Origin of the sequence: Prevotella veroralis DSM 19559 = JCM 6290 (assembly GCF_000377625.1) — a bacterium.
Classification (GTDB): domain Bacteria; phylum Bacteroidota; class Bacteroidia; order Bacteroidales; family Bacteroidaceae; genus Prevotella; species Prevotella veroralis.
Window position 1 is genome coordinate 147,512 of the sequence record NZ_KB898329.1, and the last position, 22,447, is coordinate 169,958.

A 22,447-nucleotide genomic window follows, 5' to 3' on the forward strand; every position below is an offset into this window, starting at 1 on the left:
CATCACACACTGAGAAATAACGAGGCTAAGTCTTTATAGAACTTTTAATATCTCTTTCTCAATTTGCCGAAAGCGGTGCAAAGTTACCTCTTTTCACTGGACTACACAAGTATTGTCTTAAAAAACATAGAAAAAGAATGTTTTGTTTGCATGTGCGAAGGAATTTTCCTACATTTGCAAAGTTAAAGAATTCAATAGAAACACAATCTTTTAGAACAGACAATGATCAATAGGGAATTAATTAGAATTAAGATTGTCCAGTTAACCTATGCATACTATCAGAACGGTAACAGGAATATGGACAATGCGGAGAAGGAATTGCTTTTCAGTTTGGCAAAAGCGTATGATCTCTACAATTACCTCTTGGCTTTAATTGTATCTATCACGCAAGAGGAGCGCCATCGCGTTGAGATAAATGCTAATCGTGCTACACGTGAAGGAACAGAGGCTCCTTCTCAACGTTTTGCTTATAATAAGTTTGCAGTACAACTAGAGGAGAATAAGCAGCTCAACAGGTTCATGGAGACGCAGAAACATCGTTGGGAAGATGATATGGAGGTTGTTCGTAAACTTTGTGATCAGATAGAACAGAGTACAATCTACCAAGAGTATATGGTGAACGAAGAAGATTCGTATGATGTAGATCGTGAGGTTTGGCGGAAAATCTATCGTACTTTGATACAAGAGAATCCAGACTTAGATGCTGTCCTAGAGGAAAAGAGTCTTTATTGGAACGATGATAAAGAGATTGTTGATACTTTTGTTATTAAGACAATTAAACGTTTTGATCCAGAGAATAAGGCAGATCAAGAACTATTGCCAGAGTATCGTGATGAGGAAGATCGCGAGTTCGCAGTGAAGCTTTTCCGCTCAACTATCCTTAATGCGGATGAGTATCAGCGTTATATGAGTGAGTCAAGTCGCAATTGGGACTTCTCCCGTCTTGCTTATATGGATGTTGTTATCATGCAAATTGCTATTGCTGAGATGATGACATTCCCTAATATTCCAGCGACAGTGACCATCAATGAGTATGTGGATTTAGCTAAGTTATACAGTACGCCACGCAGTGGCGGATACATTAATGGTATGCTTGATACAATCGCACGCCATCTTATAAAAACAGGTAAGATGATGAAGGCGATGCCAGAACCACGTCCTCGTCGTACTTATGAGGATAATCAGAGGAACAAAGCTCCCCATCGTGAAGGACGTCGCCCAACGATTGATCAGACATCAGATCAGGATGCTGCTAATCCTGTACAGCCAGAAGATACGCAATTAGAAGTCGAATAGTGTGGCTTGCTTTCTTTTTGAATAAGGGTTCTTCATGTAGACAAACATTTTTAATAGTACAATAAAGTAATAAATAGATAAAATGAATACAGCTATGTTTTTAGCAGCACAACCTACCCAAGGTGGTGGTGGTTGGCAGATGATAGTCATGATGGTAGTAATCTTTGCCATCATGTGGTTCTTAATGATTCGCCCACAGCAGAAGAAACAGAAAGAAATACGTGCTTTTCAGAATGCATTGAAAGCAGGTGACACTGTTGTTACTGGTGGTGGTATCTACGGTACAGTCAAGAAGATTGATTTGGCAACCAACAAGGTGGATATAGAGATTGCACACAATGTTGTAATCACTGTAGACAAAGGTTACGTCTTTGCTAGCGTACAGGCTTCCCAACAGGGGCAGACAAAGTAGAAATGATCTCATAAAGGAGTAATTCATTTGATGAAGATAGGCAAATCGCTGCATACACTCAGTTTCTTCAGAAGCTTCTTGTCGATAATCATCAACAAGGAGTTTCTGATTTTTTTGTTCTTCCTAATATTAAGTGGCAGTTTTTGGCTCATTATGACGTTGAATGAGACGTATGAGCGAGAGTTTAGCATACCACTTCGTATGGCAGATGTGCCCCGTAATGTTGTTATTACCAGTGAGCCAGACTCTGTTGTTCGTTTTACGGTTCGCGATAAAGGCTATATGATAGCTGCTTATGGGGCAGAAGACGTTTTTCGCCCTATATATGCAGATTACAAACTCTATACTGATGGACATAGCCGAGGCAACATCTCTGTTGCAGATCTTCAAAAGCAGATTTATTTTCAGTTATCAAAAAGCTCAAAGATAACCTCTATTAAGAGTGGTAAGTTCTCATTTTCTTTCAACTTCGGACAACATAAGAAGGTTCCTGTGCATTTATTAGGAACGGTAGTGCCAGGTAAGAATTATTATCTAGCACACGTTGACTTTGTTCCCGATAGTGTACAAGTTTATGCAGCTAGGAATGTATTGGATAGTATTCAAACTGTCTATACAAAACGTCAGTATATTACCAATTTCACCGACGTAAAGGAGATGACGATTGATCTTCGGAAGTTCACGAATGCGAAGTGCATACCATCGAAAGTGAAGATGAAACTCTACCCTGATGTCCTTACGGAAGAAAACGTTGAAGTACCAATAGAGGCGATCAACATGCCAGAAGATAAGGTAATGCGCACGTTCCCAAGTAAGGTAAAGGTTCGCTTTGTCGTTGGTGCATATCGTATGCGTAGTATGCCGAAGAATGCAGAGACAAAGGAATTACTGCCCGTAGACTTCCGCATCGTTGTTAATTATAAGGACATAGAATCGAGCCAGTCAGACAAATGCCGCCTATATATCCTCAATACTCCTAATGGGGTTCGAAATGTTCGTCCGTCAGTCAATACTGTTGATTATTTAATTGAGCAGCGATGATTATTGCAATAACAGGTGGTATTGGTAGTGGTAAGTCCTATGTGTGCCAAATATTAGCTATGCGAGGTATAAAGGTATACGATTGTGATGCCCATGCTAAGTTACTCATGCGCACTTCGATTCAGTTGCAAAAGAATCTAAAGCTGTTAGTTGGCGAGCATGTATATAAAGAAGGTGTATTGCAGAAAGCTGTTCTTGCCGATTATCTCCTTCGTGATGATGCCCATGTGCAGGCTGTTAATAATATCATTCATCCTGCCGTTGCACGTGATTTCGAACAATCAGGAATGTCGTGGATAGAGAGTGCCATTCTCTTTGATAGTCGTTTCTACGAGCGCACACATATAGATAAGGTGGTATGTGTCACTGCTCCGATTGAAGTGCGCATACAACGTGTTATGCAAAGGGATGCTATCAGTAGAGAGAAAACTCTCGATTGGATAAACCGACAATTACCGCAAGAAGCAGTCTTGAAGCGTAGTGATTATGAAATTATCAATGATGGAATACAATCATTAGACCAGCAGATAGACTCCCTGCTCACACAACTATCTTCCACAGAGAACCATTCCTAAGAATAAAGAGAGTTATTAATTCAGAATAATTTAACAATAAACAATTTATAAGAAAATGTTACAGACAATTCTTTCAATTGCAGGCAAACCAGGACTCTATAAGTTGGTTAGCCGTGGTAAATCGAATCTTATCGTTGAATCACTCGATGAGACGCACAAGCGTCAACCAGCTTTTGCTACCGACAGAGTAACCAGTCTTGCTGATATTGCAATGTTCACTGATAGCGAGGATGTGCCATTGGGCGAAATATTGACTAAGTTGCGTGATAAAGAAAATGGCAAAGTTGCTTCCCTTAATTGGCGTAAGGCATCTGCAAAGGAGCTACAAGCGTACTTTGGAGAGGTGCTTCCTAACTTTGATCGTGACCGCGTTCACAACAGTGATATCAAGAAACTTCTTCAATGGTACGAGATTCTTGTAAAGGCAGGAGAAACCAACTTTGAAGAGGATATGAAGCCTACCGAGGGTGATAACATCGATGACAGAAAGTAATTGAAATCATATAAAATGCTTAGAGCAACTAAGTGTTAGAATAAGGAAAAGCCCCGAGTACAAGCGTACTTGGGGCTTTTAACATCACAATTTATTCAATTCAGTATAATTCTTCTTTCATCAATAACTAGACAACTAGACTTTATCTCAAAGTCTTTCAAATCTTTAGTCTACAGCAATCTGTCTTGCAATCTTCTGCTCTTGAACCTGAATCTTAGGCAAAACAACCGTCAACACACCATTATTAACACGTGCTGCGATATGCTCCTTTTGTACATCATCAGGTAAAATCAGTGTCTGCTCGTACTTGCTGTAAGCAAACTCACGACGCAAGTAATGACCTTTCTTCTCTTGCTCCTCGGCTTTCTTCTCCATCTTAATAGTTAAGTCGCCATCACTATTGATGTTTACATCGAAATCCTCCTTGCTTAATCCAGGTGCTGCAAGCTCCACAGTGTATTCTTTTTCAGACTCCAGTACGTTGATAGCTGGTGCTGTTGCATTTGTCTTAGGCATATTTGCTGTATTCAAAAAGTCATTGAAAACTTCTGGTAACCATGAATTTCTATACATATCTTAATCTCCTTTACTTTATGTTATTATTATCGTTTTTGTACTGACCATAATGCAAGGAGCATACCAATAGACTATGTGTGTCATTTTGTCAAAATGTAATGACATTATGTCTCATAGGCGTAGATTCTTATCATATTAATACTATGAATGCGATATGAAAGACACTGATATGTCTATCAAGGAGATGCAAAAGGCTATAAGAGGAGAGTTGTTTCTATGTGAATTCATTGCGAGGTAATCTTGTTTTATTGCTGTTTTAGATACGAGTTGGATAGCATTCTGTGCATTGGAGATTATCAGAGAATATTCTTAATGAATTGAGTTTGTTTTTCTAATTTTTACTTCCATAATTGAATTAAGTGCTTTCATTCTTTGATTTTATATATTTAATATTTATATTTGCAATATTTTAATTAAATAACCAAAGCTTATGAAACATTTTACCTTATCAACGAAGCTGTTTGTAAGTATTTTCTTTCTATCCCTTACAAACGTGTTATCTGCAAAGATTCAGGAGCCTAATGTGACTAATGCCACTGCACAAGCAGGTTCTGAAAAGCCAACTATTGAGTTACTGGAGGATCCTTACTTTTATTCTTTTAATGAAGGGAAGCCTGTACAATGGCAAACTGTAGGAACCGTAACACAGCTCAAGGGAAGTGATCGGTATAGTAGTGATACAGGTTTTGGGGTCGGTATTCAAACTGAAAATGAGGTGGGATCTCTCAAACAGGTAATTGATCTGAAACGAGCTGACAAGGAAGTTGTTGCAGGTGACGAACTAGAGTGTCTTCTACATTATTGTACGTTAACTAGCAAACGCCCAGAAGGACCTTTCCGTCTTGCTTTGCGTTGGTTGGATGCTGCGGGGAAAGAACTTCCATCTACAGAGAAGGATTTTATCAATAATCCAGATATTTACTTCGGTAGAATGAAGGCGTACGGCGAGTTGAAATTCCGCACCATCTGTCCAGAAGGAGCCGTAAAATTAGAGTTTTCCTTACTGATTGCTCCAGAAAGCCAAGTACGTATGGACGACTTTAGTGTCCTACGTCTATCTAAGAAAGACATTCTCCCTCTTGTTGCCGTTTTGCCTCAGTTCCGCACAATAGTGGGTGAGGTGGGGAAGTCAGAGACTTATCCTGTTGCCTTACAAGGTATGCACTTAGCTGCAGATCAAGCTCCTAACTTTGCTGGAACGCAGTCTGCTTCTGTGATGAAATTAGATGTTGATAAGTTACCAAAGAATGGAACCATCAAGGCACATCTGACAATTACTCCACAAAAAGCTGGAGTTTATGTGGGTGGTAGCACTTATAAGCTACGTTTTTCGGGTGCAGACCAAGAGAACAGTGGTTCTCTTTCATTGACAAGCTACTTCAAGAAAGCGGGAACAACACCATCTATTAAACTTAAATCAGGTCAACAAGTTCGTACTTTCGTAGCCGCTCCAAACAAAACGGATGAGCAGTCGCTTGAGTTTGAAATCAGCGATGTTATCACAAGTGTGAATCTGGCTTTAACACAAAAGGTAAATGGAGCTTTCCGTATTGATGTGGGGCAGTATTATTATGCAACAGGCTCTGGCAAACTCTATCAACGCCCTGTTAAGGTAACCTTCGCACCACGTGAAGCAGGTGAATATGAAGCTATGTTGAAGGTCTCAAGTGTATTGGCTGACACTTTAGTTATCCATCTCAAAGGCGTTGCAAAGGCTGCAACTTCCACGGAATTAGTAGAGTCTTTCAGTGAAGATCGTGCGATGGATAAACGCTTCGTAGGTACTGCGTGGACAGGTTATCATAAGTTTGATTTGGGTTATTGGAAACTTGATGGTAAGTGGAAAGATAAGAGTAACGTATCCTTGTCAGCGTCAGGTACACTCTATTATGATGAATTAATAGCCAATGGAGTTAATACACTTCAATTGTTACCAGTCACTAGTGCCAAGCAATGCAAGGCAGAATATTCCATTGATGGAGGTGGACATTGGATCTTATTAGCTGTTGCAAATGGCGCTGGGGAGTATGTTGTTAATACGCATCGTCCAACGCTTATTCGCTTCGTAGCCACTTCTGATATAACTGTAGAGCGTGTGAAGATTCTTCCGAATACGTTAGAAACACGTCAGAAGTTTGATAAGATAGAAGATGCCATGCTGAAGCAAGCCGATAAGGAACCATTAGAAGTTCTCAATGAGACATTTTCGGGCTTACGCCATACACGTATTCTTGGATTGAACGGGTGGCAGAATCTTACCCTTCTAGGTGAACGCCCCTTCTATGCGTGGCAGCAGAAGGATGCAGCGCAGACAGTTGTTGAGAATGAGGTGGCACAGATCTCTTTCTTGAAATATGGTGTGGAAGATAACAGAGAACATGAGAGCTGGCTTATCTCACCGACCCTCTCTTATAAAAAAGCAAAGAGTAAAGACCTAACCTTTAGCTTGATGTATCGCAATCAGACTACTGATGGGAAAGAAGTCTTTGGATTCTATATCCTCGCAGAAAAGGACGGGAAGGTTACACCTTATTATATAGATCTCTCTAATTACGTTCCAGCTGGGGTGCAGCTTGAGGCTGATTCATGGTTTGATTATCGTATCGACCTATCTAAAGTGGATGGACTTACCATTGACGACAACTTCCATGTTGCCTTTTCTTACTATAGTCCAGTGGGAGGTAAACGCACATCTCTTAACTTCATGATAGATGATGTGACTTTCGGACGCACTGATCTTCCTGAATTGAGTATTGATAATGACTTTATCAAGTTTGTGTTCCATGCAGGACAGGAGATGACGCCTCAGACGATAAATGTATTCTCTGACCGTACTAAGGCTCCAATTACTCTCACTTTAACTCCTTCTGGTCAGAAAAAATACTTTAAGGTTTCGCATAGTAAGTTGCCAAGTGAAGGAGGAACTATTGCCGTTGGCTTCAAGAGTAATGATACAAAAACTCATGCTGCGGCATTGCTTATTCAGACTCGTGGAGCAGAACCCATTGTTGTGAAACTACTTGCTCAACCTATTGACACAGGTATTGATGACATAACAAGTAATGGAGAGAACGTGCCATCTCCTGCAATTATTGGTTCACAATTGGTTGTCAAAGGTAATTATCAACACTATCAACTTTTCTCTACGGATGGCAGTCTTTTACAACAGGGGACTTATCAAGAGCAAATTGATCTGTCTCATTTTCATTCAAAGATCTTTATTTTGAAGCTCAGAACTGATAATGTTGTGAGGAGTTTCTCATTGATACGTTAAATACTAAAAAACTGACATATTCTCCATAATTGTCAGTATATAAAGCAAAACAGGGGCAGATGATAATATCTGTCCCTATGTTTGGTTATGTTGTTTCGAGCAGTTCCTGCAGGACGACGGCATTGTTATGTTGCTCGTCATGTGCCGCATAAAGTAGTGTTACATTAGGATGTTCTTGGATGGCGTGACGTAACTCCTCCAATGCGCCAGATACTTGTAACTCTGCTTTGTAACGCTCGGTAAACGTGTTGAAACGCTCTGGGTCATGCCCGAACCACTTACGTAATTCGTTGCTCGGAGCAACCTCTTTCAGCCAAAGATCAATCTTCGCTTTCTCTTTACTAACGCCTCTTGGCCACAATCGATCTACGAGTATTCGATAACCATCGGTTTCTTCTGCCGGCAAGTAAACACGTTTTAGTTTCATAATCTACTCTTTTTAAAAACCTTATTCTATAGCTAATGCTCTCGGGAATATCACTTCGTTTTCCACATAGATATGTTCCAAGAGATAATTGCGGAACTGTTTTAAGTCGACCAAAGCCTTTACATATTCAGGTTCTGCACCTTCTGGGGCTGTGTAGTTATTAGTCAGTTCTGCAATGCGATCGTGTCGTTCAATCTCATCACTATGGTCAGCCATCATTGCATTGATAGGGAATTGGATAGAACCACAGTGGAACGGAGCGTGCTCCTGACCCAATTCTGCTGCATTGAAAAGCTCTAGGATGAAAGGATAGAGTACGTTCTCTTCTTTCTGGCAATGCAAGTCTAAGTCTGCAATACTATTGCGGAAATGATCTACAACACGATCTAATTCTGGGTGATTAGCTGCTAATTGGTTCAGTCTCTCTAATAGTTCATTACCATATTTGCGTGTGTTACGATGATGAAACTTCAATACGTAATCAACAAGTAAGTCTAGATCCCATGTCTCAAAAGGGATATTTGTTTTGAATTGTGCCTGTGACATATCTTTTAATTGTTATCTTGTTCTTGTTTGCAAAAGTATTAAAAATAACGGGAGGAGGGGAGTAACAAATGTGACCATATCGGGTTAAAGCACGTTAAAAGTATAAGATTACGAGTATTCTTTGTATCTTTGCAGGCATGGAAAGTAATGTTATGAAAGCCCTTCGTGCCTGTCCGCTTTTTGCAGGGATGAGTGATATTGAGATAGAAATAACGCTGGGGAACGTTCCACATCAGTTGGTTTCTCTACCTCCGCATGATGTTTATGCGCTAGCAGGAATGCCTTGTCGATCAGTAGATATTGTTGTGAGTGGTGTGTTGATATGCCGTATGGCAGCCCTGTCGGGTAAGCAAGTAGAGGTGAGCCGACTGAGAAGTGGTAATCTTGTTGCGCCTGCTTTTATCTTCTCTAAAGACCGAAGTCTACCCGTTAGTGTCGAGACTGATGGGCGTGTGGAATTGTTTCGTATGAAGCCCGATAGCCTGAAGTCACTTATTGATAATGATGATGCTATCCGCATGAATTTCATTCGTATCCTTTCTAATATAGACGTTTTCCTTACGCAAAAGATGAAGATTCTTAGTCTATTTACCGTCCGTGAGAAGGTAGCCTACCTACTCTTAGAGCGTGCAGGAGAGCAGGGTAGTAATGAGATACACCTTGAACGCTCACGTCAGGAGATTGCTGATTCATTCGGAATACAGAAGTTCTCTCTTCTGCGTGTACTTTCCGATTTGGAGAAAGAAGGTGCTATCGAGATTAAGGGTAAGATTATTAAGATACTTAATCGACGTGGGCTTGCTGGCTAAAGAGTATATCTAGAACTTCTTCCAGCCCCTCTCAAGGAGGGGAGTACCTAATGGGAAATATAAGGAGACGCTTTTCTCTAATTGAGAAGGGCGTTTCCTTGTTGTAAGGAAAGGCTCTCTTCATGTTAAGAAGAGCGTCTCTTTATTTTTGCCATCTTTGTTCTTGGCTAACGAGGCATTGCCCCGTTACACATAGACCTTAGTCTTTTTCATATTGTGAAGAGGGGCAACTTGGAAGCAAATAATGGATGAAATGAGGGCTATTTATCAAATAACTGCATTGTAAGTAGCCCATAATTGATGCAGAACTAACATTTTGGCATATTGCTTTTTATTTGTATCTTTGCCCGCCAAAAGAGAAAGAAGTATATGATACTAAATGTTTTATTTATCCTCGTGGGCATTGTGCTCGTTTTATGGGGAGCCGACCGACTGACTGACGGGGCTGTAGCAGTGGCTGAGAAGATGAAGATGCCACAGATTGTGATAGGGTTAACAATAGTTGCGATGGGCACAAGTATGCCTGAATTTTGTGTGAGTCTTGTGTCTGCACTCAAAGGGACTACCGACTTGGCTGTAGGTAACATCATTGGTTCGAATATCTTTAATACGCTGTTGATAGTTGGTGTCTCTGCATGGGTAGCACCTATGACTATCTTGAAGTCAACCGTTCGGAAGGATATACCTTTTGCATTATTTGCCTCAATTATATTATTAATAATGTGTCTTGATGGTAATATTAGTAGGTTGGATGCAGGCATCCTCTTTGTGCTATTCCTTGTCTTTATGTATGTCACCTTGAAGGGTGCTAAGACGAAAGACGATGATACCACAGCTAAGACAGTCCCCATTGAAGATAATAAAAAACCTATGGCAGCATGGTTCTCTATCGTATGGATAATCGTTGGATTAGCTTGTTTGATAGGAGGCAGTAATCTTTTTGTGGAAGGAGCAACGAAGGTGGCAGAGCATATCGGTGTGTCGGAAGCAGTCATCGGACTAACCATTGTGGCTGGAGGAACTTCCCTACCAGAGTTAGCAACAAGTGTTGTTTCTGCGCGTAAAGGCAATAGTGGCATTGCTATTGGCAATGTCTTAGGCTCGAATGTGTTTAATATTCTTGCAATCTTGGGCGTTACAGGTGTAATAACTCCTATGCACTTGCAAGGTATAACAATGTTAGACCTCTCAATGATGGTATTCTCAACGCTGTTAGTATGGCTTTTCTCCTTCACGAAGTATAAGATTGCAAGGTGGGAAGGAATCGTCCTTACAATAGTGTTTATCGGTTATATGGTCGTGTTGTGTTATTAAATAATGTGTGTCAAATAGCGCGGCTATCTGACACACTTTATATATATTACTTCAATAACTTTGCTAATTCCGTCTGCAAAGCTTCACCTCTTAGATCCATTGCAATGATTTTGCCGTCCTTATCGAGCAGTATGTTTGAAGGAATAGATCGAATGCCATAAACCTTACCAGCAGCAGACTGCCAGCCTTTCAGGTCAGACATCTGAGGCCAAGTCATACCGAGCTTCTCAACAGCAGATGACCATTTGAGTTTGTTGTCATCGAAACTAACGCCAATAATCTCTAGTCCCTTGTCCTTATATCTCTTATAAGCCTCCACAACGTTAGGCATCTCCTTGCGGCAAGGTGCACACCAGCTAGCCCAGAAGTCGACGAACACATACTTACCCTTACCTGCCCAATCGCTTAGCTTCATTTGCTTACCATTGAGGTCGGTCATTACCAACTCTTTATACATAGAGCCTGGTTCGCGTAGCTTGTACATCTCATATAAATCTTTGGCTTTCTTCATCTCTGGCGCATTGTAATAGCCCGTTGATGGGTCACATAGCCTCTTTAAATCTTCATATTGTAATCCGTCAGCCACCTCCGCAATATATTTTGCAGGGAAAGTAGTAGTCTTGAACTTCTCAGCAATCTCTAGTACAGTAGCCAACTGCACACTATCTAGTGAGTCAGCCTTTGCCATAATCTCTGTGACTTTAGCCTTATCAGCTTCTGTGAATGTAGATGGATCTTTCTGGCGCAAGGGAGTGAGTTCAGCTTCCAACTTATGAAATTCAGTCTCAATCTGCGACATCTTACTCTCGTATGGCTTTGTATCTTGCGCACTAGCAGCAAGTGTTGTAGCAGCCAACATGGTCATTAAAATGATTTTCTTCATATCTTTCATTTGGTTTATATATATGGTTACAAAAGTAATGAAAATATGCTGATCTCCACGTGTATTTAGCTTTTTTTTAGGGCTTGTTACGGTAGTTCAGATAAAAAGTGTACCTTTGCAGCCAATTAATTGGTATAGGGGTACTTGCTCAACCCCCTTTAACAAAACAAGACAATGATAAAAAGTAGACAACAAGTGAGTGTGCTGTTTATGCTTTTCAGCATCCTCTTCTGCGTTTGCCTTATTGCGGCAAACATCCTCGAGACAAAGCAAATCTCTGTGTTAGGTATCTCATTGACGGGTGGACTCATCGTCTTCCCCATCTCTTACATCATCAACGACTGTGTTTGTGAGGTATGGGGATTCCAAAAAGCGCGTCTGTTGATATGGACGGGCTTTGCAATGAACTTCTTCTTTGTATCTATGGGGGCTTTATGTGATTGGATACCAGGTGCTCCGTATTGGACTAACGAAGCTGGGTTCCATGCTATCTTTGGTCTTGCTCCACGTGTGGCAGCAGCCTCTTTCATAGCTTTTATATTGGGATCATTCGCTAATGCCTACGTCATGAGTAAGATGAAACTACGTGATGGAGGTCGTCATTTCTCATGGCGTGCCATCTTGAGTACCATAGCAGGTGAGAGTCTTGACTCTCTCATCTTCTTCCCATTGGCGTTGGGTGGAGTTGTTCCAACTCCTGAATTGCCAAAACTAATGCTCTGGCAGGTGGTCTTAAAGACGCTTTACGAGGTAATAGCTTTGCCTATAACGATTCGAGTTGTAAAGGCTTTAAAGGCGCATGAAGGGGAAGATGTTTATGACAATGGTGTGAATTACAGCATTTGGAAGATATTTTCTTTGCAGTAGCGCACAAGGGAATAAACGATTAAAAGGGGATGTGTCAATCGGTTGGCACATCCCTTTTTCGATGTAAGTAAGGCTTGAGTAGTAGTATCTAATGGAGGCTAATCTTCTGTAAGTTCTGGTAGTGTGCCTAATATTGTCTCAAAGTAGGGATAGCATTGTGAGGCAAAATAAGAAGACAAACATTCGTAAATATCTAATCTAATGCAGAGCAACTTTATGCGAGTGAGCTTACTATGAGTAAGGTTGCACAACAAACCAGAACCCCGCTTGCTATTCGGATTATTCAATATCGGTTCCTATTAGTTGTGCGTTTTGCGCTCCTTGTCTAATACAGTTTCACTCAGTTTCTTCCTTGTATCTTCTTCTTTTCTCATGTGTTTTACGTCTTTATCTTCCGTACCTTTTATTTGTCTCATCACGATGAAACTCGTGTCTCATCATGATAAAACGAGTGTCTCTTCATGATGAAACTTATGTCTCATCACGATGAGATAAACTTTTTATACGTTTGTAAAAGATGCAGAGCACGTGAGAAATGATTCGCAGACGTGGAGTAAATAATAATGGAACGGGTGGGAGAGAACCTTGAGCCTATAAGATGTTGGTTAGGGTGGTAATATATGAGAATGGTGTTTGCAATTTACCAACAATGTATTACCTTTGCAAGTAAAACAATATAAACGATTATGGAAAGAAACGAAGAGGGCTTACAGTCGTTAGGTTCTGCAACCCAATACAGAATGGATTATGCGCCAGAGGTGTTGGAGACGTTTATGAACAAGCATCCAGAGAATGACTATTGGGTGCGTTTCAACTGTCCTGAGTTCACGAGTCTGTGCCCTATTACGGGACAACCAGACTTTGCAGAGATACGTATCTCATACGTCCCTGGCGAGCGAATGGTTGAGAGTAAGAGTCTTAAACTCTATCTTTTTAGCTTCCGTAATCATGGTGATTTTCATGAAGACTGTGTGAATACTATCATGAAGGACCTCATTAAGCTCATGGATCCTAAGTATATTGAGGTGACAGGAATCTTCACTCCTCGTGGGGGAATCAGTATCTATCCGTACGCTAACTATGGTCGTAAGGGTACGAAATACGAGCAGTTAGCCGAACAACGGTTTATCACGCACGAATAAAGAAGTATGTTCCTTGTTCGTAACAAATGCTGATTGTTATGACAACTAAGCGGATTGTATATTCCATATTCTGGGTTCACATCCTACTAAGTTTCTGTTGGTGGGCATTACATATATGTCTACCAGCAGATTTGCGGATGGAACCCTTATTCGATACCTTATTATACTATGGCATGCTTGGCACGCTTCCTATATGGCTTTATCCTATAGGGAAAATAATCCGAAAGAGCTTTAACTATAATGAGATATTGGGTGTGTTGGTCATCATCCTTATGAGTGTTATCGTTCTCGTCTGTGGTGTTGTTGGTTTGTTTGTGTTCTCTATTGATGGACCGAAGGCGGTATGGTATAAGGATAAGACTCATATCATTACAGATGGTTATGCGTCACAGGTGTGTTCGTTCTTCGTGTGTGATAGGGGAGGAATAATAGATAAGGTAAAGTATAAAGGATTTACTGGCGATTCACCGATAATCCTTGATTCTGCACAATGGAAGTTCTATGACCAGTGGGGAGTACTGATTGCATGGTCGGATAATAAGCTTGATAAAGCCCGAGGCATGAAGGCTTATAGCCTTTTTGTTACAGACTCCTTATTATATAAGCGGCATCAGAAGGAAGTGCTAAACCTGCGTAAGTCTTATCTGATGAAGGAACGAAACTATATTCTCAATGGTCATTTATCGTGTTACGGAAGGTCTCTTCCGAACTACGAGTTCGAATATAACACACGGACACGGATGATGAGTGTAGACGGGGGCGGGTTTGATTCTAAGAATGAAGTTAGTTTTAAGTTGTCCCAGGAGGCGAATGATAGTATTGTTGCTTTCATTCACCAGCATCCAGAGGAATATATAGATCATGACGAAGACGTTGAACATTATGGTCAAGGAGATGTATGTGTATGGCTTAATGTAAATAGGCGTACTGTCTTTGACTGCGACAATAGCGACTTTGCACACATGCCCGCTCCTTTCCAGAATATCATTCGTCTATTTGCAAATAAGCATGTACGGGGTCGTGATCTATTGCAAGTTGTGGACAAAGCAGAATGATTTACCTAAAATAAAAGCTCTCAATAAAGCACTATAAACCCCTAATTTATTTTTAATTTTATTTGCTGTCAGTTTTAACATTCCGTATAACTTCTTATTTATCAGTATCTTCTTCTGGTATAAGTAATGACGGGAGTGACAGCAAATATAATCTCTCTCTTTATTTATAGAGTATTTACATCGTGTAAGAAACTACTTCGGAAAGTCCTGTAATTTACTCTAATTTGTGTATAAAGGGGCAACTATTCCTTTGCTAATGTCTCCAATCGGTTATCGATAAGGGCTTTGTATGATAGCTTCTGGTCATCACTTATAAAAGATGCATCTATACAAGCAAACCACTTATCTCTAAATTTTGAGAAGTCGGAAAGTATTCTGTTTGTAACTATCTCGGAAATGCCTGTGGAGAACATTGCTTCCCTAAAGTCATAAACAAGAAGTTTCTTCTTGAATCCATTGAGGTATAGTGCCATTTCTTCTGTATCTTCTGGCATGACGATCTTTGTAGAGACTTGATCGTAAGTTGGACTGAGGACATATCGATTTATTTGTGGACTATACAAGGAGAAGTTCTTTAGGTGCATGTCTGCATTACCAATAATCCATGAGAAGACAACCTGTTGCCAATAGTTTATTTTATCGAGTTGTGGTATACTTGAATATTGTTCTATGATACTTGTAATCGATTCATAGCTACCTTGATATTTCTGTTCTGTGAGCTTTCCACTCAATTGACACATATCTTCCATAGGCAGTTTCTTGCCATCGTTTGTCCTATCTATTCTCCGTGTGATATAATTCAATTCACCATCAGCAAACCGAATGAGTGCATGAGGAACGACTGGGATTTTTGCAATCTCAGCCAAATGCATGGAGAGATCTTCTATTTCGGGCAATCGTTCGAATCGTTCTGTCTGTGGCTTAAGGATGTAACGTCCAATGACGCCTACAATCGTTAGGCGTTGTGGATTGCCTACAGAATCATGTTCAAGATCTATTGATAACTTTGATTGAACACCAGTCACAGTAGTCCTATTAGCAACAACAATCTGTGCTAACTCATTGATGTCTTTACGAGTATAAGGTAGTTCTGGAGCTATGAGAGAACCAAATACTTTCTTTATACAATGTGAATGATAATCAATCTCACCTGCATGTAATTGTTTATAACAGCACAAACATCGTTTCATCTTTCCTCTTCTTTTTGCTCAATAGGTACAATACTGACATCGCCTATGCAATCACGACAACATGAGAGAAGTAGTCCCATGCGGTCACGTTGATTGATTTTCCAGTTCCGTTCAGCAATGCGCAACATCCAACCTTCAGGTATAAGACCATCAAAAAAGGAAAAGAGAACATTGCTATGATAGTCTTTTTGACCTAATGGTAAAGTGAGACTAACAGGTGTGGGATGGTTACTATTTAGGTACTCTTGCGAATAAGTGAAGTTGTAACCAGTCTCATTTTCTATTATGATACCTGCCATTTGATCTCTAACAAATACTTGTCCTTGTCTCATTTTGATGAATATTTGGGTGGATACTCCTTCCTTGGTATGGGTACAGGTGCTAGTTGTAAGTTGAACAATAGAAGTACTTGATTCACCTTATCCATACGCAAAGTAGCCTTTCCTTGCTCCATCTCACGGATGAATCGAAGACCTACTCCAGCCTTGAAAGCCATATCCTCTTGTGTCAGATGATACTCTTTGCGTAGCTGCTTTAGTGTGGTTGATAATTGATTATTCTCCATCTTGTTTATACCTTATCGGGTACAAATATACAGAAAAACTATGAAAAAGAGGGCTAAACATCCCTAACGGGTATAATCTTATGCTTATTTAACGTAATTACACCCTATTGGGTATAATATAGGTGATTGGTGGCTCTTATTTAAAAGGTACTTATCTCCTTATGACGAAACGCCTTTCTCATAGCAAGGAAGGCGTCTCGTCAAATGAAGGGAAGCCCTACCTAATTTTGAGAGAAGGGGAGTTTGTCTAAAGAGAGATAGTTTGAACGAAAGTGATGTGGTGCCTCTCTCTATTTGATGTATGTTTACTGATAGTTATAAGTCATGTATTGTTGATTGAAAAGCCTGCTTCAAAGTAGGGACAGATGCCCTCGTCTGTCCCTACTTTGTAGTGCTCTATTTCACAGAACAAATAACCAGTCCACTTGTTGACCGATCAACTCGTCAACTCGAAGTAACCATAATTTTGAATTATGAATTATGTTTTTTGAGCTAAAAAAGAGAGATCTTACTTCTTTATTGTGTCCTGCTTTGCAGCCTTTGCCTCAGCCTCTTGTGCTTCCTTGTTAGCCTCCATTGCACTCTTCTTACGATGGTATTGCATGACTTTCTTACCGAAGAGAGCAGCCATAGAATCGGCTGATAGGTAACGCATAGAGCCTGCATCAAAGCCAACAGAGTCTTGTGGAATACGGTGCCCACGCTCATCAATGGTGTCCTTGTATATATACAACCAACCGTTGTAGATATGCCAACTGGTGTAAACAGTTACTTTCGGGTATTCTACAGGACTCTCATCTTCCAAAGAGTTTGACTTCATGATATATCCCACGGGGGACGCTTGATTATAACTCTTGAGCGTGAATCCATACTCTCGAGGGATGAAGAGAGCCTTCTTCAAAGAGTCACTCATCCCTGCAAGAATCTCATCTTCAGTCTTCGTTGGGTTAGGTTTCAACTTCGGAAGAACCTGAAACGTCCATGTCCCCTTCATCTGTTCAAGGTCGATAACCATAGCTGCTTCGTATGGATCAATAGGGTTCGGAAGAATCGCCAGTTTATCTCCAATCTGTATATCACCATATACCATGTTATTACGTTTAGCCGTCACAATGTCAAACTTTATAGGGTCTCCACCCTCATCAGGGAGGAAGACTATGACCGAATCAGAGCACCCATCACATGCCAGTCCATATCGAGTACTATCACCTTTCAGACTTGTTTCAATGTCTATAGCCCCATGATCACCTGTTGAAGCTTGGTTATAACATGCCGTGAGCAACAATAGAGAGAGACTTAAAAGGGGGAAAAAGAAATTCTTCATGTACGTTGTTTTTATGCTGCAAAGATAGTCAATTATTGCAAAAAATATTGTATGTCAGATGATTTTTGGAATTTTTTATCTAATTTTGCAAGCTGAGATTGCAGGTTGCAATCACCTTCATTTAGATAGAAATAATATAAGATATGGGAAAGAAAATACAGTTCAGTCTCATTTACCGAGACATGTGGCAGAGCTCTGGTAAGTTCCAGCCACGTAAGGATGAGTTGGTACGTATAGCTCCTCTCTTTGTTGAGATGGGTTGTTTTGCGCGTGTAGAAACCAATGGTGGAGCCTTCGAACAGGTTAATTTGTTGGCTGGTGAGAACCCTAATGAGGCTGTTCGTGCTTATACCAAGATTCTGCATGAGGCAGGTATCAAGACTCACATGCTTGATCGTGGCTTGAATGCTTTGCGTATGTATCCTGTTCCTGACGATGTTCGTGCGATGATGTATCGTGTAAAGCATGCACAGGGCGTTGATATTACACGTCTTTTTGATGGTCTGAACGATATTCGTAACATTGCTCCTGCATTGAAGTGGGCTAAGGAGGGAGGCATGACTCCACAGGGAACATTGTGTATCACAACTTCTCCTGTTCACACTTTGGATTATTATACCAAGTTGGCTGATGAGGAAATCGCAGCTGGTGCAGAGGAAATCTGTTTAAAGGATATGGCTGGTATTGGTCAGCCTGCTTTCTTAGGTGAGCTTACTCGTCGTATTAAGGAGAAGCACCCAGATGTGTTGCTGGAGTATCATGGTCACTCAGGTCCAGGTCTTTCAATGGCATCTATGTTGGAAGTTGCTAAGAATGGAATCGATATCCTTGATGTTGCTATGGAGCCATTGTCATGGGGTAAGGTGCACCCAGACGTTATCTCTGTACAAAGTATGTTGAAGAATGCAGGCTTTGATGTGCCAGAGATCAATATGGACGCCTATATGAAGGCGCGTGCTATGACACAGGAATTCATCGATGAGTGGTTGGGTTACTTCATTAATCCACAGAATAAGATCATGAGTTCATTGCTCCTTAGCTGTGGTTTGCCTGGTGGTATGATGGGTTCAATGATGGCCGACCTCGGTGGTATTCGCTCTACTATTAATAACCTCCGTAAGAAGAAAGGCGAGGAAGAACTCTCTGTTGACGATATGTTGATTAGATTGTTCGATGAGGTTGCTTATGTTTGGCCTCGTGTAGGATATCCTCCATTGGTAACTCCATTCTCACAATATACTAAGAACATCGCATTGATGAACCTCCTCACTCTTGAGCAGGGTAAGGGACGCTTCGTTATGATGGACGATTCTATGTGGGGTATGATCCTCGGAAAGAGTGGTCGTGTACCAGGTGAGATCTGTCAAGAGTTGAAAGACTTAGCTAAGCAGAAGGGACTTGAGTTCACAGATGCAGACCCACATACATTGTTGAAGAACAATCTTGAGGATTTCCGCAAGGAAATGGACGAGAATGGTTGGGACTATGGTCAGGATGAGGAGGAACTCTTCGAATTGGCTATGCACCCAGAGCAGTATCGCAACTACAAGAGCGGACAGGCTAAGAAGAATTTCTTGGCTGATCTTCAAGCTGCTAAGGATGCTAAGCTCGGCGCAAAGGTTAGCCCAGAAGAGGCTGCAGCCTTTAAGCATGCAAAGGCAGATGCACTTGTTGCTCCTGTCAAAGGTCAGTTGTTCTGGGAGTTCCAGGGCGATGGTGAGGCTGCTCCAGCTGTAGAGCCATTCATTGGCAAGGAGTATAAAGAGGGCGATGCTTTCTGTTATATCCAGGCTCCTTGGGGCGAGTTCGTCACTGTTCCAGCTGCACTCGGTGGTAAGTTGGTTGAGATCAACGCTAAGCAAGGTGCTAAGGTGAACAAGGGCGATGTTATTGCTTACATTGAGCGTGAGCATGCTGAATAAGTAAAACACATTAAAAAAATATTAAGTCACGGTCTATTACTATTGAGTGAGACCGTGACTTTTTCGTTTATGACTATGGATTATCTTTCAATCATCAATAAGTATTACCCAACCGACAATGAGCTTCGTCACATCCTCTTAGTTCATAGTCGCAGTGTGGCTGATAAGGCATTAGCAATAGCGACTCATCATCCAGAATTAAAGCTTGATTGTGCGTTCTTGGAGGAGGCTGCTATGTTGCATGATATAGGTATTTTCAAGTGCGATGCGGCTGGCATTCAGTGTTTCGGGACCGAACCTTACATCTGTCACGGGCGTATCGGAGCAGAGTTATTAAGGTCAGAAGGCTTCCCACGTCATGCTCGTGTTTGTGAGCGACATACGGGTGCTGGGATTACAAAAGCGCAGATTATAGCGCAAAATCTCCCTCTTCCGCAGCAAGATTTCCTACCCGAAACGATGGAAGAAAAGGTGATTTGTTATGCAGATAAATTCTTTTCTAAGACGCACATAGATCGAGAGAAGACGATTGAACAGGCGGAAAAGAGCCTATCGAAGTTCGGTGAAGAGGGTGTTCTCCGCTTCCGTGAGTGGGAAAAGTGCTTCGATTAGGTGCTTTTCTCTGCTGTTTTCTAATCTTTCCAATTATCTTTTTAGATGATTCGTATAGACGAATTCATTAAGAAGATATTTTACATTCTAAATTTCCGAATTAGCTCTTTCTAGAAACGAATATTGGTTTTTGGAGTCACTAAATACCAATAAACTCAAAACGATAGTACCTTTTTATGAAAAAGTACTATCGTTTTTGGTGAAAAGTAGTATCGTTTTCATGAAAAGTACTATCGTTTTTTACGAAAATAACCATCGTTTTGGGCTAAAATATGCTCCAATTTCGTTAAAATCTATCTGCTTTCTTCTAATAATATGATAGCGTTATTTGTAACAGATTGGTTATTAGTCTATTAGAAGAACAAGACTTATTGCTCTCAAAAATCGAATATTTCGAGCAAAGTAAGTGGCTTTCCGGAATATCGCAGTAATAACCTATCAAATTTGCTATATTCTTTTACAAAACAAGCGGGCGTCTTCTGCTTCTATTCATTGTATATTCTATAGAAAAACAACTATCGAATTTCAGTGAAATAAGCTATTATTTAGTTTATTCTTATGTGCCTTTATGGAAAATGCTTACCTTTGTATTGCTATTAGAACAAATCAAAACGATATGAAAAAACATCTTTTTTGGCTTTGCGTGCTGGCATTTTCGGCATCTCTACACGTCACAGCACAATCGTTCAAACAGCAGATTAGTGCTCATCCAGAACTTTCTGCCAACAATTACTTAGCTTATCCGATTCCTTCTGGTAAGCTGACACCTGCTCCGTCAGGCTATTTTCCTGTGTATCTCTCGCATTATGGGCGACATGGATCGCGCTATCTCATTCATGCGCAGCAATATCTTCGACCGATTGAAACGCTTGAGCGGGCAGATTCTGCTGGAGTTTTGACGAATGAGGGGGTAGGTGTGTTGAAGAAATTACGCCTCATGTATGCAGAATCCTATAAGCGATGGGGCGAATTGACCCCTCTGGGAGCACAACAACATCAGCAGATTGCGAGAAGAATGTACGAACGTTTCCCATCTGTTTTTCGTGATTCTGTGTGGATAGATGCTAAGTCTACGGATGTTATCCGCTGTATTCTGTCCATGGAAAACGAACTGCAAGAGCTGATTCGACATAATCCTCGCTTGCGAATTAGGCATGATGCGAGTGCACATGATATGTATTTTATGAATCAATCAGACAAAAAATTGTCTCACCAAAGGGATAGTAGTGCTGTAAAGAATACGATTGACGAATGGGGCAAACGCAATATTGACACAAAACCTTTGATGACTCGCCTCTTTAAGGATAAGGAATATGTGGCAAAGAAGGTGGATGTAGGGCAACTCTCATTCGATCTTTTCAGTCTGGCTAGTATTGTTCAGAACTCGGAAATACGTCATTCGCTTTCATTGTACAATCTCTTTACTCCAGAAGAATTATACCGTCTTTGGGAACGTAGTAATGCTTGGTGGTATTTGCGTTATGCTAGTGCACCACAAAGCGGAGGTAATCAACCTTTTTCACAGCGCAATCTCTTGCGTAAGATCATCACTGATGCCGATTCTTGTTTGGCACTTCCTCATCCCGGTGCGACACTTCGTTTCGGACATGACACAATGGTGATGCCGTTGACCTGTCTGCTTAATCTGAATAATAGTGACATCAGAGTATCGGATATAGATAGTCTTGACCTGAAAGGTTGGAGTTCTACACGCATTGTACCTATGGCTGCTAACATTCAATTCATATTCTATAAAAATCTGAGGAAGCCTAAGGCTGAAACGCTTGTGAAAGTTTTATTGAATGAAGAGGAAGCAACGCTGCCCCTCCCAAAGACTTCTACACCATATTATTATAAGTGGAGTGACTTCAAGAAGTATTATCTCTCAAAGCTAAACAGCTATCATGAGTAAAGAGGTAAGGAATATTCTTGTCTGGTAAGTAGCGTGGAAAGGCAAGATAATATAAAACAGAAAGTAGGGACAGACACCTTTGTCTGTCCCTACTTTTTTGATGTTATTTTCTTAGATGTGGACCTGGTGGTAAATGAACTTACCTATATCAGTCCTTGATATTCAGAAATTTAGCCGAACCTCAATTTTTACTGTAGCCAATCTGTAGCCAT

General features: G+C 40.7%; 22 protein-coding genes. 14 read left to right on the forward strand and 8 right to left on the reverse strand.

Going from position 1 to position 22,447, the window contains the following annotated elements; translation table 11 throughout:
• Nucleotides 1–222: 222 nt before the first annotated feature.
• The 5 genes from nusB (at nucleotide 223) to D464_RS0106275 (ending at nucleotide 3,817) form a co-directional block, all read left to right on the forward strand.
• Nucleotides 223–1,296: a transcription antitermination factor NusB gene (gene nusB, locus D464_RS0106255; protein ID WP_026284650.1), complete on the forward strand. Its 1,074-nt coding sequence runs from the start codon at nucleotides 223–225 to the stop codon at nucleotides 1,294–1,296.
• Nucleotides 1,297–1,378: 82 nt separating this feature from the next.
• Nucleotides 1,379–1,708 (forward strand): preprotein translocase subunit YajC, encoded by a 330-nt coding sequence (yajC, locus tag D464_RS0106260; RefSeq protein ID WP_018910643.1) that lies wholly within the window; start codon nucleotides 1,379–1,381, stop codon nucleotides 1,706–1,708.
• Between the two features lie 30 nt (nucleotides 1,709–1,738).
• Nucleotides 1,739–2,749, forward strand: coding sequence for a CdaR family protein (locus D464_RS0106265; RefSeq protein WP_024985687.1), 1,011 nt, complete (start codon nucleotides 1,739–1,741; stop codon nucleotides 2,747–2,749).
• Nucleotides 2,746–3,324, forward strand: coding sequence for a dephospho-CoA kinase (gene coaE, locus D464_RS0106270; protein WP_018910645.1), 579 nt, complete (start codon nucleotides 2,746–2,748; stop codon nucleotides 3,322–3,324). Before D464_RS0106265 ends, coaE begins: the two co-directional genes overlap by 4 nt.
• 55 nt (nucleotides 3,325–3,379) lie before the next feature.
• The gene (locus tag D464_RS0106275; RefSeq protein ID WP_004382481.1) at nucleotides 3,380–3,817 is read left to right on the forward strand and encodes a DUF5606 family protein; all 438 of its coding nucleotides are present in this window, start codon (nucleotides 3,380–3,382) and stop codon (nucleotides 3,815–3,817) included.
• A gap of 165 nt (nucleotides 3,818–3,982) precedes the next feature.
• Here D464_RS0106275 and D464_RS0106280 read toward each other — a convergent pair whose 3' ends face one another.
• Complete coding sequence (locus D464_RS0106280) at nucleotides 3,983–4,390, reverse strand: Hsp20/alpha crystallin family protein (RefSeq protein WP_018910646.1); 408 nt, start codon at nucleotides 4,388–4,390, stop codon at nucleotides 3,983–3,985.
• Nucleotides 4,391–4,823: 433 nt separating this feature from the next.
• Here D464_RS0106280 and D464_RS0106285 point away from each other — a divergent pair, with 433 nt between their 5' ends.
• A complete protein-coding gene (locus tag D464_RS0106285; RefSeq protein ID WP_018910647.1) occupies nucleotides 4,824–7,667 on the forward strand; it encodes a choice-of-anchor J domain-containing protein in 2,844 nt (947 codons plus the stop codon).
• An 85-nt stretch (nucleotides 7,668–7,752) separates the two neighbouring features.
• Here D464_RS0106285 and D464_RS0106290 read toward each other — a convergent pair whose 3' ends face one another.
• Together D464_RS0106290 and D464_RS0106295 are read right to left on the reverse strand one after the other, a co-directional pair.
• Nucleotides 7,753–8,094 carry a DUF488 domain-containing protein gene (locus D464_RS0106290; protein WP_018910648.1) on the reverse strand — a complete coding sequence of 114 codons (342 nt, stop codon included), beginning with the start codon at nucleotides 8,092–8,094 and terminating at the stop codon, nucleotides 7,753–7,755.
• A gap of 21 nt (nucleotides 8,095–8,115) precedes the next feature.
• On the reverse strand, nucleotides 8,116–8,640 hold the full coding sequence (locus D464_RS0106295; RefSeq protein WP_018910649.1) for a hemerythrin domain-containing protein: 525 nt from the start codon (nucleotides 8,638–8,640) through the stop codon (nucleotides 8,116–8,118).
• Between the two features lie 137 nt (nucleotides 8,641–8,777).
• On the opposite strand from D464_RS0106295, the gene D464_RS0106300 reads away from it, so the two are divergent.
• Both D464_RS0106300 and D464_RS0106305 read left to right on the forward strand, forming a co-directional pair.
• Complete coding sequence (locus tag D464_RS0106300; RefSeq protein ID WP_004382486.1) at nucleotides 8,778–9,449, forward strand: Crp/Fnr family transcriptional regulator; 672 nt, start codon at nucleotides 8,778–8,780, stop codon at nucleotides 9,447–9,449.
• Between the two features lie 369 nt (nucleotides 9,450–9,818).
• On the forward strand, nucleotides 9,819–10,763 hold the full coding sequence (locus tag D464_RS0106305; protein ID WP_018910650.1) for a calcium/sodium antiporter: 945 nt from the start codon (nucleotides 9,819–9,821) through the stop codon (nucleotides 10,761–10,763).
• Nucleotides 10,764–10,809: 46 nt separating this feature from the next.
• On the opposite strand, the gene D464_RS0106310 is transcribed toward D464_RS0106305, so the two are convergent.
• Nucleotides 10,810–11,646: a TlpA disulfide reductase family protein gene (locus D464_RS0106310; RefSeq protein ID WP_036908718.1), complete on the reverse strand. Its 837-nt coding sequence runs from the start codon at nucleotides 11,644–11,646 to the stop codon at nucleotides 10,810–10,812.
• 174 nt (nucleotides 11,647–11,820) lie between these two features.
• Here D464_RS0106310 and D464_RS0106315 point away from each other — a divergent pair, with 174 nt between their 5' ends.
• The 3 genes from D464_RS0106315 (at nucleotide 11,821) to D464_RS0106325 (ending at nucleotide 14,710) form a co-directional block, all read left to right on the forward strand.
• On the forward strand, nucleotides 11,821–12,513 hold the full coding sequence (locus D464_RS0106315) for a queuosine precursor transporter (protein WP_018910652.1): 693 nt from the start codon (nucleotides 11,821–11,823) through the stop codon (nucleotides 12,511–12,513).
• Nucleotides 12,514–13,199: 686 nt separating this feature from the next.
• On the forward strand, nucleotides 13,200–13,655 hold the full coding sequence (queF, locus tag D464_RS0106320; protein WP_018910654.1) for a preQ(1) synthase: 456 nt from the start codon (nucleotides 13,200–13,202) through the stop codon (nucleotides 13,653–13,655).
• 38 nt (nucleotides 13,656–13,693) lie between these two features.
• Nucleotides 13,694–14,710, forward strand: coding sequence for an endopeptidase (locus D464_RS0106325; protein WP_238309012.1), 1,017 nt, complete (start codon nucleotides 13,694–13,696; stop codon nucleotides 14,708–14,710).
• Between the two features lie 242 nt (nucleotides 14,711–14,952).
• On the opposite strand, the gene D464_RS0106330 is transcribed toward D464_RS0106325, so the two are convergent.
• The 4 genes from D464_RS0106330 to D464_RS0106345 all read right to left on the reverse strand — a co-directional run bounded on the left by D464_RS0106330 (nucleotide 14,953) and on the right by D464_RS0106345 (nucleotide 17,789).
• The gene (locus D464_RS0106330) at nucleotides 14,953–15,900 is read right to left on the reverse strand and encodes a HipA domain-containing protein (protein ID WP_018910656.1); all 948 of its coding nucleotides are present in this window, start codon (nucleotides 15,898–15,900) and stop codon (nucleotides 14,953–14,955) included.
• On the reverse strand, nucleotides 15,897–16,232 hold the full coding sequence (locus D464_RS0106335) for a HipA N-terminal domain-containing protein (RefSeq protein WP_018910657.1): 336 nt from the start codon (nucleotides 16,230–16,232) through the stop codon (nucleotides 15,897–15,899). The genes D464_RS0106330 and D464_RS0106335 overlap by 4 nt, the downstream gene beginning before the upstream one ends.
• On the reverse strand, nucleotides 16,229–16,465 hold the full coding sequence (locus D464_RS0106340; RefSeq protein ID WP_004382497.1) for a helix-turn-helix transcriptional regulator: 237 nt from the start codon (nucleotides 16,463–16,465) through the stop codon (nucleotides 16,229–16,231). Before D464_RS0106340 ends, D464_RS0106335 begins: the two co-directional genes overlap by 4 nt.
• Nucleotides 16,466–16,973: 508 nt before the next feature.
• Nucleotides 16,974–17,789, reverse strand: a complete 816-nt coding sequence (locus tag D464_RS0106345; protein ID WP_018910658.1) for a hypothetical protein — start codon at nucleotides 17,787–17,789, stop codon at nucleotides 16,974–16,976.
• Nucleotides 17,790–17,932: 143 nt separating this feature from the next.
• Here D464_RS0106345 and D464_RS0106350 point away from each other — a divergent pair, with 143 nt between their 5' ends.
• The 3 genes from D464_RS0106350 to D464_RS0106360 all read left to right on the forward strand — a co-directional run bounded on the left by D464_RS0106350 (nucleotide 17,933) and on the right by D464_RS0106360 (nucleotide 22,235).
• Nucleotides 17,933–19,711 carry a biotin/lipoyl-binding protein gene (locus tag D464_RS0106350; RefSeq protein WP_018910659.1) on the forward strand — a complete coding sequence of 593 codons (1,779 nt, stop codon included), beginning with the start codon at nucleotides 17,933–17,935 and terminating at the stop codon, nucleotides 19,709–19,711.
• A gap of 75 nt (nucleotides 19,712–19,786) precedes the next feature.
• The gene (locus tag D464_RS0106355) at nucleotides 19,787–20,323 is read left to right on the forward strand and encodes an HDIG domain-containing metalloprotein (protein ID WP_024985686.1); all 537 of its coding nucleotides are present in this window, start codon (nucleotides 19,787–19,789) and stop codon (nucleotides 20,321–20,323) included.
• Between the two features lie 616 nt (nucleotides 20,324–20,939).
• Complete coding sequence (locus tag D464_RS0106360) at nucleotides 20,940–22,235, forward strand: histidine-type phosphatase (RefSeq protein ID WP_018910661.1); 1,296 nt, start codon at nucleotides 20,940–20,942, stop codon at nucleotides 22,233–22,235.
• The last annotated feature ends 212 nt before the right edge of the window (nucleotides 22,236–22,447 follow it).